The organism is Pseudothioclava arenosa, assembly GCF_002358085.1.
GTDB lineage: Bacteria > Pseudomonadota > Alphaproteobacteria > Rhodobacterales > Rhodobacteraceae > Pseudothioclava > Pseudothioclava arenosa.
The window spans coordinates 23,878-37,475 of the sequence record NZ_NTJD01000012.1 but is presented as its reverse complement, the minus strand read 5'-3'; the positions used below and the strand labels follow the sequence as shown (position 1 = coordinate 37,475).

General features: G+C 64.1%; 14 protein-coding genes and 1 tRNA gene. 6 read left to right on the top strand and 9 right to left on the bottom strand.

Features of this window, described 5'->3' with window-relative positions:
- On the top strand, positions 1-161 hold a 161-nt coding region (locus CLN94_RS13365; RefSeq protein ID WP_143598934.1), incomplete at its 5' end, for an IS3 family transposase.
- Between the two features lie 190 nt (positions 162-351).
- On the opposite strand, the gene CLN94_RS13360 is transcribed toward CLN94_RS13365, so the two are convergent.
- The 3 genes from CLN94_RS13360 to ychF form a co-directional block, all read right to left on the bottom strand.
- Positions 352-441: transfer RNA gene (locus tag CLN94_RS13360), tRNA-Ser, on the bottom strand.
- 99 nt (positions 442-540) lie between these two features.
- Positions 541-1,725, bottom strand: a complete 1,185-nt coding sequence (locus CLN94_RS13355) for a hypothetical protein (protein WP_143598933.1) — start codon at positions 1,723-1,725, stop codon at positions 541-543.
- Between the two features lie 321 nt (positions 1,726-2,046).
- Positions 2,047-3,144 carry a redox-regulated ATPase YchF gene (gene ychF / locus CLN94_RS13350; RefSeq protein WP_096434466.1) on the bottom strand — a complete coding sequence of 366 codons (1,098 nt, stop codon included), beginning with the start codon at positions 3,142-3,144 and terminating at the stop codon, positions 2,047-2,049.
- Positions 3,145-3,290: 146 nt separating this feature from the next.
- Between ychF and trpA the strand changes: the two genes are divergently transcribed.
- A complete protein-coding gene (gene trpA / locus CLN94_RS13345) occupies positions 3,291-4,082 on the top strand; it encodes a tryptophan synthase subunit alpha (protein WP_096434464.1) in 792 nt (263 codons plus the stop codon).
- A 136-nt stretch (positions 4,083-4,218) separates the two neighbouring features.
- On the opposite strand, the gene CLN94_RS13340 is transcribed toward trpA, so the two are convergent.
- Positions 4,219-4,992, bottom strand: a complete 774-nt coding sequence (locus CLN94_RS13340; RefSeq protein ID WP_096434462.1) for a ZIP family metal transporter — start codon at positions 4,990-4,992, stop codon at positions 4,219-4,221.
- 177 nt (positions 4,993-5,169) lie between these two features.
- On the opposite strand from CLN94_RS13340, the gene CLN94_RS13335 reads away from it, so the two are divergent.
- On the top strand, positions 5,170-6,333 hold the full coding sequence (locus CLN94_RS13335; RefSeq protein ID WP_096434460.1) for an alpha-hydroxy acid oxidase: 1,164 nt from the start codon (positions 5,170-5,172) through the stop codon (positions 6,331-6,333).
- Positions 6,334-6,390: 57 nt separating this feature from the next.
- On the opposite strand, the gene CLN94_RS13330 is transcribed toward CLN94_RS13335, so the two are convergent.
- Positions 6,391-7,359, bottom strand: a complete 969-nt coding sequence (locus CLN94_RS13330) for an acyltransferase family protein (RefSeq protein ID WP_096434458.1) — start codon at positions 7,357-7,359, stop codon at positions 6,391-6,393.
- A gap of 227 nt (positions 7,360-7,586) precedes the next feature.
- Here CLN94_RS13330 and CLN94_RS13325 point away from each other — a divergent pair, with 227 nt between their 5' ends.
- Complete coding sequence (locus tag CLN94_RS13325) at positions 7,587-8,201, top strand: 50S ribosomal protein L25/general stress protein Ctc (protein ID WP_096434456.1); 615 nt, start codon at positions 7,587-7,589, stop codon at positions 8,199-8,201.
- Positions 8,202-8,315: 114 nt separating this feature from the next.
- Here CLN94_RS13325 and CLN94_RS13320 read toward each other — a convergent pair whose 3' ends face one another.
- On the bottom strand, positions 8,316-8,726 hold the full coding sequence (locus CLN94_RS13320; protein ID WP_096434454.1) for a rhodanese-like domain-containing protein: 411 nt from the start codon (positions 8,724-8,726) through the stop codon (positions 8,316-8,318).
- Between the two features lie 66 nt (positions 8,727-8,792).
- Between CLN94_RS13320 and ftrA the strand changes: the two genes are divergently transcribed.
- Together ftrA and pth are read left to right on the top strand one after the other, a co-directional pair.
- A complete protein-coding gene (ftrA, locus tag CLN94_RS13315; RefSeq protein WP_096434452.1) occupies positions 8,793-9,806 on the top strand; it encodes a transcriptional regulator FtrA in 1,014 nt (337 codons plus the stop codon).
- 128 nt (positions 9,807-9,934) lie between these two features.
- On the top strand, positions 9,935-10,630 hold the full coding sequence (gene pth / locus CLN94_RS13310) for an aminoacyl-tRNA hydrolase (RefSeq protein WP_096434450.1): 696 nt from the start codon (positions 9,935-9,937) through the stop codon (positions 10,628-10,630).
- Here the strand turns inward: pth and CLN94_RS13305 are convergent, their stop codons facing one another.
- The 3 genes from CLN94_RS13305 to CLN94_RS13295 are packed head-to-tail and all read right to left on the bottom strand — an operon-like array spanning position 10,631 to position 13,555.
- Positions 10,631-11,065 carry a VOC family protein gene (locus CLN94_RS13305; RefSeq protein ID WP_096434472.1) on the bottom strand — a complete coding sequence of 145 codons (435 nt, stop codon included), beginning with the start codon at positions 11,063-11,065 and terminating at the stop codon, positions 10,631-10,633.
- 59 nt (positions 11,066-11,124) lie between these two features.
- Complete coding sequence (locus CLN94_RS13300) at positions 11,125-12,498, bottom strand: surface lipoprotein assembly modifier (RefSeq protein WP_179300317.1); 1,374 nt, start codon at positions 12,496-12,498, stop codon at positions 11,125-11,127.
- A gap of 10 nt (positions 12,499-12,508) precedes the next feature.
- On the bottom strand, positions 12,509-13,555 hold the full coding sequence (locus CLN94_RS13295; RefSeq protein ID WP_143598932.1) for a hypothetical protein: 1,047 nt from the start codon (positions 13,553-13,555) through the stop codon (positions 12,509-12,511).
- Between the last annotated feature and the right edge of the window lie 43 nt (positions 13,556-13,598).

Genomic DNA, 13,598 nt, shown 5'->3' with positions numbered 1-13,598 from the left:
TCCGACGACGCACCTACCTGACCCGCGAAGCCGCAAGGCAGGACGTGTTCGAGTACATCGAGATGTTCTACAACCCGAAGCGCAAGCACACAAACAACGGCATGCTCTCGCCCGTTGACTTCGAAACCAGGCAGCAGAAACTGAACGAGGCAGGTGTCTAGGAAACTAGGGGCACCTCACCTCAGTCCTCTCTCGTGACTCGAGGCTCTCTCGTCACAAACGGGGTTCGCAATCGATGAGAGCCGCTGGGCGATAGAGCTAAAAGCGTGTGGTGATAGTGTGTGGTGATGGGGTTAGGTATCGCTCCAATAACCCATTGAGGAATATGGAATTATTTTCATGAATGATGGGTGGCGGAGACGAAGGGATTCGAACCCTCGAGACCCTTCCGGGCCTACTCCCTTAGCAGGGGAGCGCCTTCGACCACTCGGCCACGTCTCCGCCGACCCGTATAGGGATTAGCGTTGGGGGGAGCAAGGGGGAATGACGCAGGCTTTCCAGCTATTTCCCACCACGTTAGAAAGCAGCCTCCCTATCGCTTCATCCCATCTTCTTAAGCCTTGTCAGCCCAAGATTGGCTTCGATCTGACTGCACAGATTCATCAGCCCACGATGGTCTCCGGGCGTCTTCATCAGGGTGACACTCTCAAGCCCGACATATTCAGGGCGCGGTTCCATACGCGAATGCTTATTGTCCGACTTGAACTCGAACCCATGCCGGGCCAGAAGCTTCCTAAGCTCGGCATTCAACCGCGCCGGATCACGCGTGGCACGCCTCAAGTCTTCACGCAATTCGTTCAACGCCGGCGACGGGGTCAAGGCGCCAACTATCTCTTCAAAAACGGCAAGGCTGCGCTTGTCCCAGCCGCTATCTGCCCCCCTTTCAAGGCAAAACTCTAAGGCGGCACGAACTCGGTCGGAAAATTCGCCAGAATAGACTTCAGGCTTAAGCATGGACAAAAGCATTCCATTTCCAGCCGCGGAAGCCGGCGCCTGAAGCGGAGTGTTCCGGGCATCATGCAACTCCGCTTCCAATTCCTGAATACGGGCATCTTTAAGCGCCAGCTCGTCATTCCAGAGCTTTTCATTTTCCTCTGCCGACAACCGGTTTTTGTCGATTTCGCGCTGATGGCGCAGGATCGCATCCTGAAAGTCAAGCCAGTCCCAACCGCCAACCTTCGGCATCTGACTACGAATGTCTACCGCAGCAGACTTCACCCGCGCCACAAGCGCCTTCGCATCAGGAATGGCTCTTCCAAGATAGGCACGGTGAGCAAAGCCGCCCCCTGGCACGGCTATCCCCAGCGTCCCGTTGTAGACATTCTCACCATCGACCTGATCCCGCAGGCGAAACGAGAATTCGCGCGAAGGTTCGCAAACCACATGCGCGACCCCAGCCAAATCCCGTGCCAAAGCTCGGATCGCCCGAACATCCAGAGCCCAACGGTCGTCGTCTATCGCGGAAACATAAACCGTCGGCAAATATTCCGATGCCCCACCGGAAACAATCCTCTCGGCCAAGGCAAAGCCTTCTTGATCATCCGACAAGAAATGAGGCTGAAGCGACGGCATGAGCAAGCCATCCTCGACGACCTTCCCGTCTTCCAAAATCATGCGGATCAGATGCGTGCGTTTTGGAACTTCGAGGCGCACCAAGGTTTCGACGGCCAGACATTGCGCGCGTACCCGCAACAAGTTCGCACGTCCCGGCAATGCGCGCAACACGGCTTCTGTGCGCCACAGCCGACCCTGCGCATCAGTGTAGTCATAGCGACACCCCGTCACGATCCACTCTGAATTGCGCCCTAAAGCAGCAGGTTAAGGGCCTCCGTGTCTCCGCTGGCAAGTCGAATGTCATCGCCTTCAAGATCTGCTGGAGCTATCTCCCCAAACAGGTGAGAGTTTTGTTTTGCGCCCCTCAGCCACGCAAGAACCTGCCCTGCAAACTGCGAGGTTCCAAAGGTTTTCGAAACAAGAAATTCTGTCGCAAATTGGCTCATGCGGGGATGCTAAGCCCCACACAGGCCAGCCGCCAATTGGGCAAAATCACGCGTTGAATAGGAAGTGCAGGACGTCGCCGTCCTTGACCTCGTAGGTCTTGCCCTCGACGCGGAACTTGCCTGCCTCTTTCGCGCCCGCCTCGCCCTTGTGGGCGACGTAATCGGCATAGGCCACGGTCTCGGCGCGGATGAAGCCGCGCTCGAAATCGCCATGGATCACGCCCGCCGCCGCAGGCGCCAGCGTGCCTTTGCGGATGGTCCAGGCGCGCGCCTCTTTCGGGCCGACGGTGAAATAGGTCTGCAGGCCCAAGAGGTCGTGGCCCGCGCGGATCAGACGGTCGAGGCCCGGCTCTTCGAGGCCCATCTCGGTCAGGAACATCTCGGCTTCCTCGGGATCGAGCTGCGAGATTTCCTCTTCGATCTTGGCCGAGATCACCACGGTACCCGCGCCCTGCTCGGCGGCCATCTTCGCCACCGCCTCGGATTTCGAATTGCCGGTGGCGGCGCTGGCCTCTTCGACGTTGCAGACGAACAGCACCGGCTTGGCGGTCAAGAGTTGCAGCATGTTCCAGGCCTTGCGGTCTTCATCCGAGACCACGACCGTGCGCGCAGGCCGCCCCGCTTCCAGCGCCTCTTTCGCCGCCATCAGCAGCTTTTCCTGCTCTTTCGCTTCCTTGTCGCCCGATTTCAGCTTGCGCACGAGGTTCGCGATCCGCTTCTCGACCGATTCAAGATCGGCAATCATCAGCTCGGTCTCGATCGTCTCGGCATCGGCGACCGGGTCCACGCGGCCCTCGACATGGGTCACGTCACCGTCTTCGAAACAGCGCAGCACATGGGCGATGGCGTCCACCTCGCGGATGTTGGCCAGGAACTGATTGCCCAGCCCCTCGCCCTTGGACGCGCCTTTCACCAGCCCCGCGATATCGACAAAGGTCATCCGCGTCGGGATGATTTCCTTCGAGCCCGCGATCTCGGCCAGCTTGTCCAGACGCGCGTCGGGCACAGCGACCTCGCCCACGTTCGGCTCAATCGTGCAGAAGGGGAAGTTCGCAGCCTGCGCGGCGGCGGTCTTGGTCAGCGCGTTGAACAGGGTCGACTTGCCGACGTTCGGCAGACCCACGATCCCCATCTTGAAACCCATGATATTCCCCTTTGCAGCGATTTCGCGCCTGATACGCGCGGCGCGCGTGCAAGGCAAGGCGCTTGGGGCGGCGCGAAGGCCCGCCGGGCATTGATTTTCCGCCCGTCATGCCGCAAACCGCGTTGGAACCATCCGAAAGGGCCACCATGACTCGCATCGACGCCAAATTCGCCGCGCTGAAAGCCGAAGGCAAGAAAGCCTTCGTCGCCTATATCATGGCGGGCGACCCCGATCTGGAAACCTCGGCCGAGATCCTCGCCGGGCTGCCGGGCGCGGGCGTCGATGTGATCGAGCTGGGCCTGCCCTTCACCGATCCGATGGCCGATGGCCCGACGATCCAGCTGGCCGGGCAGCGTGCACTGGACGGCGGGCAGACCCTGCAAAAGACGCTCGACATGGTCGCGGCGTTCCGCAAGACCGACGACACCACGCCGATCGTACTGATGGGCTATTACAACCCGATCTATAACCGCGGCGTGACCCGCTTCCTGCAAGACGCGAAAGAGGCCGGGATCGACGGGCTGATCGTGGTCGACCTGCCGCCGGAGGAGGACGAAGAGCTGTGCCTGCCCGCGCAGGAGTATGGCATCAACTTCATCCGGCTCGCGACGCCCACCACCGATGATCGCCGCCTGCCGACGGTGCTGCAGAACACGTCGGGCTTCGTCTATTACGTCTCGATCACCGGGATCACCGGTTCGGCCGCAGCCCAAGCCACCGATGTCGGCCCCGAGGTCGCCCGGATCAAATCCGCGACCGATCTGCCAGTGATCGTGGGCTTCGGCATCACCACCCCCGACGCCGCCCAGAACATCGCGGGCGTGGCCGACGGCTGCGTCGTGGGCTCGGCGATCGTCAAGGAAATCGGCGCTGGGAAATCGCCCGCCGAAGTGCTGGAGTTCGTCTCGGGGCTGGCCGCGGGCGCGCATCGCGCCTGAACCGCGCAAGGGGGCGCCGCCCCCTCGGGCTACGCCCTTACCCCCGGGATATTTCCGGCAAAATGAAAGCTGCTTTCATCGAGCGGAAAATACTCCGGGGTGAATGGGCCGCAGGCCCAGAGGGGCGGCGCCCCTCCTAGCCCAGCGTCACATCGAGGAACATCATCAGGATCAGCCCGAACAGGAGCCCCAGCGTCGCGCGGTTCTGGTGACCGTTGCGGTGGGTTTCCGGCACGATTTCGTGGCTGATGATGTAGAGCATCGCGCCCGCCGCGAAGGTAAGGCCCCAGGGCAGCAGCTCGGCGCTGATCGACACCGCGACCACGCCCAGAAGCGACCCAACGGGCTCCACGAGGCCGGTCAGCATCGTCACGACAAAGGCTTTGGTGCGCGAGTATCCCTGCCCGATCAGCGCAACCGCAACGGCGAGGCCCTCGGGGATGTCTTGCAGCGAGATCCCCGTCATCACCGAGAAGCCCTTGGCGTGATCGGCGCCGAAGGCCACGCCGATCGACAGGCCCTCTGGGAAGTTGTGGATCGCGATCGCCAGGACGAACAGCCAGATCCGCGCCAGAGCCGCGCTGTCAGCGCCGCCTTCGGGACCGGTCTGAAAATGTTCATGCGGGATCGCCTGGTTCAGCCAGGCGACGAACCCCGCCCCCAGCGCGATACCGATCGCGGCAATGGCAGCGGCAATCCAGACCGAGCCGTGTTGCTCTTCCGCCGCCTCGATACCGGGCAGGATCAGCGAGAAATAGGCCGCCGACAGCATGACGCCGGCCGCAAAGCCCAGCATCGTGTCCGAAGTGCGCTGGCTCATCTTCTTGCCGATCAGCGCGGGCACAGCCCCCGCCGTGGTCGCGGCCGCCGCCACAAGGCCGCCGCCGAGGCCATAGATAATGTCCTGCATCGCGTTCTCCCATTCGCTAGCGCGCACCAAGCCCGAATTAGGCGCGAAAGGCAAGCAGGCAAGGGATTTGTCTGTCCGGCGACGAATTGGTCAGCCCTGCCACGCGAAGGATTGCGCGAGGGCGGAATAATTGGTAAGGAAACTTATCCAATTCACCATGGAAGCCCGGAGGAGCCCATGCCCGTCATCACCTGCATCGAAGACCTCAAGCGCCTGCACCGCAAACGCACGCCGAAAATGTTCTACGATTACGCGGAAAGCGGGTCGTATTCCGAGCAGACCTTCCGCGAGAACACCTCGGATTTCGCCGATATCCGGCTGCGTCAGCGGGTGGCGGTGGACATGTCGGGGCGCTCGACCGCGACGCAGATGATCGGGCAGGACGTGGCGATGCCGGTGGCTCTGGCGCCGGTCGGGCTGACCGGGATGCAGCGCGCGGATGGGGAGATCAAGGCGGCGCGCGCGGCGGCCAAGTTCGGCGTGCCCTTCACGCTTTCGACGATGTCGATCTGCTCGATCGAGGATGTGGCCGAGCATTCGGGCGCGCCGTTCTGGTTCCAGATCTACACGCTCAACGACGACACGTTCAATCGCAACGTGCTGAACCGCGCCAAGGCGGCGGGCTGCTCGGCACTGGTGATCACGGTCGATCTGCAAATTCTTGGCCAGCGCCACAAAGACCTGAAGAACGGCCTGACGGCGCCGCCGAAATTCACCCTGCCGGTGCTGATGGACCTGGCCACGAAATGGCAATGGGGCCTCGAGATGCTGGGCACCAAGCGGCGCTTCTTCGGCAATATCGTGGGCCATGTCGAGGGGGTCTCGGACCCGTCCTCGCTGTCCACCTGGACGGCCGAGAAATTCGACCCGACGCTGAACTGGGACAAGATCAAGAAGCTGATGGACATGTGGGGCGGCAAGGTGATCCTGAAGGGGATCCTCGATGTCGAGGACGCGGAGATGGCGGCTTCGGTCGGCGCCGATGCGATCGTGGTCTCGAACCATGGCGGGCGGCAGCTTGACGGCGCGCTCAGCTCGATCCGGATGCTGCCCTCGATCGTCGAGGCGGTCGGCTCCAAGACCGAGGTCTGGCTGGATTCCGGCATTCGTTCGGGCCAAGACGTGCTGAAGGCGATGGCCTTGGGCGCGAAGGGCACGATGATCGGGCGCGCCTATATCAACGGGCTTGGCGCAATGGGCGAGCCGGGCGTGACCCGCGCGCTTGAGGTGATCCAGAAGGAGCTCGACATCTCGATGGCGCTTTGCGGCGAGAAACGCGTGCAGGATCTGGGCCGCGATAACGTGCTCTTGCCCAAGGGATTTCTGGATACTTACGCCTGAGAACCGGTGGGCGGCTCCGCGCCGCCCGCCTGCCCCGCACATTCGCATCCAGTCGGCCTAGGCCGCGCGCGCGCATTTTCGCAACAGCCGGTCGGTCTGTCGGCTGGCGAGCGCGATCCCCACGCTCAGAAGAACCGCCAGCACCAGCGTCAGCGCCAGAAACCCCGTTCCGGCCGGCGACGGCGCGGCGGCCACAAGCCACCAGAACAGCACCACGGCGAACCCGTGCAGCAGATAGACTGGCAGGGTTTCACGTCCGAGTTCTGAAAAGAAGGTCGGCCTGTCGGGCACCAGTGCCAGCAGCAGAACCGACAGCGCAATCCCCATCACGATCAGCCCCAGCCGCAGCCCCACCGGGACGCCCCAATGCGCGAACCCCGCGCGATAAGGCTCGCTTCCGGACAGCATCGTCAGAGGCAGCCCGCCAAGCAGCGCCCAGACCCCGACGCCCAGAATTGCCGCTGCCCCCAGCGCACTCCACAAAGGCCGGAGCTGCAACCATGCCACGATCCGCCCTGCGTAGAGATGACCGAATAGGAAGGCCGGAAAGAAATAGAAGGTGCGCGACAGGCTGAGATCCGTGCCGATATCCGTCCAGAACCCCAGAGCCAGCGTCAGAAGCAGGGCACTCAGGACAGGATAGCGCAAGCGCAGGAACAGCGGCAGCAGCAGGCGCCACGTCGCAAGGCTGAGCAAGAACCACAAGATCCAGTGCGGCGCCAGCACCCCGCCCAGCTTGTAGGGCGCAAAAACATGCAAAACCGGCCAGTAGAGCAGCTGGAACACCGCCAGCGGCCGCAAGATCCTCCGCGCCATCTGGATCAGGCCCGCGCGCCCCAGCGCAGGCTTCGACATCGCCCCGCTGATCAGCACGAAAGCGGGCATGTGAAAGAGGTAGATCGTACCGTAGACAAGCCTCGAAACGCCGCCTTCAAAGGCCGCCTCTTCCAGCAGATGCCCCCAAACCACCAGCAGAATCAAAAGCGCCTTGGCATTGTCTGTCCTGAATGATCGTGCAGCTGTCATGTTTTCGCCCGAAGGCGCCCGGCCTCCTGCCTTCTTTTCTGGTGCGCCCCGGGCAGCCTAGCCCAGCCGCCCTCCGAAAGAAACGCGGAACCGGAGCAAACCGCAACCGCAGCACGCCCCTCTCCCCCTTTTTCCTTGCCTTTCCCCACGATTCCGACTATCCGCGCACGCTCATGGGCCCGACACCCTTGGAGGCGGCCCGGAACTTTAACTTTGGAGATACCCAGATGGCTAAACAGATCGAAACGATCGTTGCCGAAGTGCGTACGGGGACGGGCAAGGGGGCCGCTCGCGCTGCACGTCGTGAGGGCAAGGTGCCCGGCATCGTTTATGGCGATGGCAAAGACCCCCTCGCGATCAACCTCGACTACAACCCCCTGCTGACGCGCCTGCGCAAGGGCCGCTTCATGTCGACCCTGTTCAACCTGCAGGTTCCCGGCCAGGAAGACGTCCGCGTGATCTGCCGCGGCGTGCAGAAGGATGTGGTCAAGGACCTGCCGACCCACATCGACTTCATGCGCACCCACCGCGCCTCGCGCATCAACCTGTTCGTGCATGTCGAATTCATCAACCACGACAAATGCGTTGCACTGAAGCGCGGCGGCACCCTCGTGGTGGTGCGTCCGGAAGTCGAGCTTGAAGTGCTCGCCGGCGACATCCCGGAGCAGATCGTGGTCGACCTCGAAGGCCGCAAGATCGGCGACGTCATCCACATCGGCGACATCGAACTGCCGGCCGGCGCCAAGCCGACCATCGAGCGCAACTTCGTCATCGCCAACCTCGCCGCGCCGAAGGGCCTTGGCGGTGGTGACGACGAGGCTGAAGAAGCGACCGAGGAATAATCCTCGCCCCTTCGCGAATTGGGAAACGCCGGACCTTCGGGTCCGGCGTTTTTCTTTTGCGCTGACGCGCGATGCCTCCGGCGGGAGTATTTTTGGCTCGATGAAAGCCGGGGTTCAGACCTCGGGCGCGCCGGTCTCGAAGGCGTAGCCCTCGAATTCCCAGCCCATGATCCCGCCCAGCATCAGCTTGACCGGGCGGCCAAGCTCGGCCAGACGCAGCGCCGCCTGCTCCGCCGCGTTGCAATGCGGCCCTGAGCAATAAACCACGAACAGCGTGTCTGCGGGCCACTCGGCCATGCGCTCTGCGGTGATGAAACGGTGCGGCAGAAACAGCGCGTTCGGCACGTGGCGGCGCGCGTAGGTCTCGGGCGTGCCCATCGTATGCAAGAGCACAAAGCCCGGATCGCCCCCGGCCTTGAACGCGGCATGCACATCCGAGCAGTCGGTGTGGAAATGCAGCGCGGTTTCAAGCGCCGGGATGATCGCCTCGGCGGCGGGGGCGGGATGGGTCAGCACGGGGTTCATCGCAGGTCTCCTTTCAGGTGATGACGCCATCTTGCCCGGCGTGCCATGGCTGCGTAAGATGGCAAGATGACAACGGGCGCAAACATTCTGCCAAACCTGAGCGTGCCGCCGATCGCGAATAATCGGGTGGTGGCGCTGGCCTATGACGGGCTGTGCACCTTCGAGTTCGGCATCGTGGCCGAGATCTTCGGGCTCGCGCGCCCCGAGATGGGGCCGAACTGGTATCGCTTTGCCTCTGCGGCGATCGAGCCGGGCCCGTTGCGCGCGCAGGGCGGGATCACGGTGCAGGCCGATGGCGGGCTGGACCTTGTCGCCAAAGCCGGGCTGGTAGTGGTGCCGGGCTGGCGCGGCGTGGATGCCCCGGTGCCGCCCGCGCTGATCGAGGCCCTGCGAGCGGCGCATGCACGCGGCGCGCGGCTCGCCTCGATCTGCTCGGGCGCCTTCGTGCTGGGAGCCACGGGGCTTCTGGAAGGGCAGGCCGCGACCACGCATTGGCGCTACGAAGAGGCGTTTCGGGCGCGGTTTCCACGCGTCGACCTGCACCCGGATCAGCTCTATATTGACGCGGACCCGATCTTTACCTCGGCGGGATCGGCGGCGGGGATGGATCTGGGGCTGCATATCATCCGCCGCGATTTCGGCGCCGAGGCCGCCAATTCGGTGGCCCGGCGGCTGGTGATGCCGGCCCATCGCGCGGGTGGTCAGGCGCAATTCCTGCCCCGCCCCGTACCCCGCGATCACGAGACCGAGCGCCTCGCGCCGATCCTTGACCAGCTGCGCGCCGATCTGAGCAAGACGCCCAGCATTCGCAGCCTCGCCGCGCGCGCGGGCCTGTCCGAGCGCACCTTCCTGCGCCGCTTCGCCGAGGCCACCGGCACCACGCCGCAACGCTATCTGGCCGAGACCCGGATCGCGCGTGCGGCGGAGCTTCTGGAAAGCTCGGAGGCGGCAATCAAGGCCATTGCCGAGGCCTCGGGCTTTGGCTCGGCCGCCCTGTTACGCCACCATTTCCACGCGCGTTATGGGCTGTCGCCTTCGGCCTTCCGGCACCGATTCAGCCGAACCACAGCTCAGGCGTAACCGCCGGAATGCGTATTTTAGCCAAGAAGAAACCCTGCCCTTCTTCTTGGCACCAATACGCCGGGGGGGTTGGGGGGCTGGCCCCCCAAGGCCGGGCGGGCTAGAGAGGGGCAAGACAGGAGGCGGCGATGCAGCTTTGGGTGGGTCTGGGCAATCCGGGCGCGAAATACGCGGGCAACCGCCACAATATCGGCTTCATGGCGCTGGACCGGATCGCCGCCGATCATGGCTTCGGGCCGTGGCGCGCGCGGTTTCAGGGGCAGGTCAGCGAGGGCCGCTTCGGGTCGGCGCGCGTGGTTCTGCTCAAGCCCGAAACCTTCATGAACCTCTCGGGGCAATCGGTGCGGGCCGCGGCGGATTTCTACAAGATTCCGGTCGAGGAGATCACCGTCTTCCATGACGAGCTGGACCTTGCACCGGGCAAGTGCCGCCACAAGACCGGCGGCGGGCATGCGGGGCATAACGGGCTGCGCTCGATCCACCAGCATCTGGGCGCCGATTATGCGCGGGTGCGGCTGGGCATCGGGCATCCCGGCGACAAGGCGCGGGTGGCGGGCTATGTGCTCTCGGATTTCGCCAAGGCCGAGGGTGATCTGCTCGACGACCTGTTGCGCGGGCTGTCGGATGGCGCGTCGGCGCTGGCGGCGGGCGAGGTGCAGAAGTTCCTCAATGCCGTGAGCCTGCGCACCGCGCCGCCGCGCTCGTCCACCGGAACGCAAAAACCCGCAGCAGCGCCCGGCGCCAAGCCCGAGGCCCCTGCCCCGGAACCGAAAGACGCGCCAAAATCACCGTTCGACCGGCTGCGCGATCACTTCCGCAAGTAATCACCAATGCCCGGTGTTGGGCATCGAGGCCCAGGGCTCCTGCGGCGGCAGGGCCTCGCCCTTTTGCAACAGTTCAACTGAGACATTGTCGGGCGAGCGCACAAAAGCCATATGCCCGTCGCGGGGCGGACGGTTGATGGTGACGCCCGCCGCCTGCAGCCGGGCGCAGAGCGCATAGATATCGTCGACGCGATAGGCGAGATGGCCGAAATGGCGGCTGTCCGAGGGCAGCCCGTCATCGCCATCCCAATTCCAGGTCAGCTCGAGATCCGCGCGGCCGTCCTCTTGCCCGGGCGGGCACATGAACACCAGCGAGAAACGCCCCGCCTCATTGTCGATCCGGCGCCGTTCGCGCAGGCCCAGAAGCTCATAGAAAGCCTTGGATTTTTCCAGGTCCAGAACCCGAACCATCGTGTGCAGATATTCGATCGTCATCGATGCCTCCATTGCCGCCAGCCTTGGGCAAACTAGCACGCAAGCCCCGCCCGGCAAGCTCAGAAGGTCGATTTGATGCCGAGGCTCAGGCCCATCTCGCGGCTGTCGTGCAGCACCGAATTGGAGCGGTTGCGGGTGTAGTTCACCCCGACCTCGGGCGCGAAACCCATGTAGTCGAGCTGCCGCAGATGCGCGCGCGCGTCCACGCTGACACGCTCATCGGCGCGGCCCTCGGGGACCGTCCAGATCGCGCCATAGTCTCGCTCTTCGTAGCCGACCGACACGCTCAGGTTCGCGCCCAGAACTGGCTTGGCGAAATCATAGCCAAGGCTCACCCCGCGCGAGACATGCGCGATCTCGACCGCATCGGCGGCGACATCGGTCAGGCGCGCGCCCAGCCGCGCGGTGCCCGCGCCCAGCGGACGGCTCCAGTCCAGATTGATCCCGCGCACCAGCGCCGAGTTCTTGTCGGCATCGAGCCGGTGCTGATCTTCGACAAGAAGGCCGAAGCGCATCTCTTGCCCGCCCTTGAGCATCACCGTGCGCCCGCCATCGAAGCGCAGGTAATTCGACAGCGCCTCGCCGCCATATTCGTTATGGCCGAAGGTCAGGCGACTGTCCCATTCACCGCCCTGCCCGGCCTTGCGGCGATGCGTGGCAAAGGCCTCGACGGCAGCAAAGGCATAGTCCGAACCGCGGGCGTTCGGCGCAAGGTCCCGCGCTTCCGAGCTGAGCTGATAGGCGCGCCCGCCCATGTTCACGCCGATCGTCGATTTGGCGGCGGGGCTTTCCTGCACCGTGCGCTCGACCGAGAGGCTCATCCGTGTCTCGACGCCCGACAGCGCCTGGCTGTCGCCCGAAAGCGTGAACGGCAGCCCGAACAGCCAAATCGTGTCGCTCGCCGCCCCGCCGTTGATGTTCGAGCTGGGCGCGACACCCAGATCGAAGCGGTAGGACCACGGATTGCGCGCACGCACGTATTTATAATCGCGCAGCGCCATCTTGCGGGCTTTCGCGTCGGGCGCATGTTCAATCGCGCGCCGCAGCCAGAGCTGCGCCGAGGTCCGCGCCCCGCCCGAGGATTTCGCCTGCGCCATCGCCATCGCGGCGGCGTGTTTCTGATCTTCGCCCTCGGCCTTTTGCCAGGCCGCACGGGCCAGTTCGGCCGAGCGTTTGGCCTGCCCCGCATCGCGCGCGGCATAAGCGGCCAAAAGCAACGCCCCGAAATCCTCGGGGTCGTCGGCAACCAGCGCCTCGGCGAAGGGCAGCGCGCGCGCCGCATGTCCGGTGAAGATCAGCTGGGCAACCTTGTCGCGCAGCTCGGCCCGGCTCAGCGCGACCTGCTCCGCCTGCGCAGGCAGCGCAAGGCTGACCAAAGCCAGCAGGGCGGCGGCCCTCAGCCCCCGCCGCCCGATCGCTGCGATCCGGGCCATCGGCATCGGATTACTGACGGTAGACGATGAAACCGCCGGTCTCGCGCATGGTCACGCCATCGTAACCCGGGTCATCGCCGGTCACCACGATCACGCCGACCACCTCATCGGTGCCTGCAGTCACGTCGCCCGAGATCACGCCGTAATATTTACCCGAAACCAGTTCCTGCACGACGCCGCCTGCGGTCAGGACGTCAACGCCCAGCGTGCCCTCGATCTCGCCATTGTCGGCCAGAACGCCCGGACCGATGTCAAACACCAGCGTCGGCAGCGAGGTATAGCCCGAACCCGCCGGGTAATCGAGTTCCTCGTTCAGACGATCAAGGTAATCCTGCGAGATGTCATTGCCGTCGATGTCGAACATCCGGCGGTCGCTGATCGAGCCATAGATCGCAGCGCCATCGTCGAAATCGGCGAAGTCGATCGCGATCGAGGCGGTGCCGGTAACGTAATCGAGGCCGCTGCGGCCGTTGTAATCGATCAGACCGGCGTAATCGCCGCTATAGCTCGCCTGACGCGAGATACCGGTGCCGGTCGCGGTAGCAGGCAGGGTGACCGAGCCGGTGCGCGAGTAAAGGAACCCGCCGAACCCGTAGCCCGTATACGAGCCGGTGCGCACGATCGCGAACTCGGAATTGCCCGAGGTCGATTTCGCATAGATCGCGCGGTGGGTCAGCTGGGCGATTGCCGTGCCGGTAACGAAGTCGGGCTCGAATTCGGGACCTTCATAGACCGAGAACGGCCCCGCGTTGATGCCCGTGCGCCCGAGCGAGGACACGACCGTGCCTTCGGAATATTCGGCGCCGTCAAAGGCGAGGTTGTCGACGAGGAACGTGGTCGTGCCATCGCCATTGTCGCGCACTTCGACCGCCTGCGCATAGCCGCTGCCCGACGCCGCATCCTCGGGTTCGTAGCGCGACACCGAGCCGTCGGAGGTGGTGTCGCCCGGCAGGGTGATAATGTCCCCGCCCCCGGTGTCGTCACCGGATTTAATAACCGCCGAGCCGGAACAACCGGCCACGGCAGCCACGATCAATAGCTGCGCAATTCTCGACATTTGATTTCTTTCTTATGCCTGCCTCCCCGTCAGCCTGCCGAAA

Bases quoted from the DNA above. Each gene is read 5' to 3' on its own strand.
- ychF (WP_096434466.1), bottom strand. From the start codon at position 3,144: ATGGGTTTCAAGATGGGGATCGTGGGTCTGCCGAACGTCGGCAAGTCG.
- trpA (WP_096434464.1), top strand. From the start codon at position 3,291: ATGACTCGCATCGACGCCAAATTCGCCGCGCTGAAAGCCGAAGGCAAG.
- CLN94_RS13340 (WP_096434462.1), bottom strand. From the start codon at position 4,992: ATGCAGGACATTATCTATGGCCTCGGCGGCGGCCTTGTGGCGGCGGCC.
- CLN94_RS13335 (WP_096434460.1), top strand. From the start codon at position 5,170: ATGCCCGTCATCACCTGCATCGAAGACCTCAAGCGCCTGCACCGCAAA.
- CLN94_RS13330 (WP_096434458.1), bottom strand. From the start codon at position 7,359: ATGACAGCTGCACGATCATTCAGGACAGACAATGCCAAGGCGCTTTTG.
- CLN94_RS13325 (WP_096434456.1), top strand. From the start codon at position 7,587: ATGGCTAAACAGATCGAAACGATCGTTGCCGAAGTGCGTACGGGGACG.
- CLN94_RS13320 (WP_096434454.1), bottom strand. From the start codon at position 8,726: ATGAACCCCGTGCTGACCCATCCCGCCCCCGCCGCCGAGGCGATCATC.
- ftrA (WP_096434452.1), top strand. From the start codon at position 8,793: ATGACAACGGGCGCAAACATTCTGCCAAACCTGAGCGTGCCGCCGATC.
- pth (WP_096434450.1), top strand. From the start codon at position 9,935: ATGCAGCTTTGGGTGGGTCTGGGCAATCCGGGCGCGAAATACGCGGGC.
- CLN94_RS13305 (WP_096434472.1), bottom strand. From the start codon at position 11,065: ATGACGATCGAATATCTGCACACGATGGTTCGGGTTCTGGACCTGGAA.
- CLN94_RS13300 (WP_179300317.1), bottom strand. From the start codon at position 12,498: ATGGCCCGGATCGCAGCGATCGGGCGGCGGGGGCTGAGGGCCGCCGCC.
- CLN94_RS13295 (WP_143598932.1), bottom strand. From the start codon at position 13,555: ATGTCGAGAATTGCGCAGCTATTGATCGTGGCTGCCGTGGCCGGTTGT.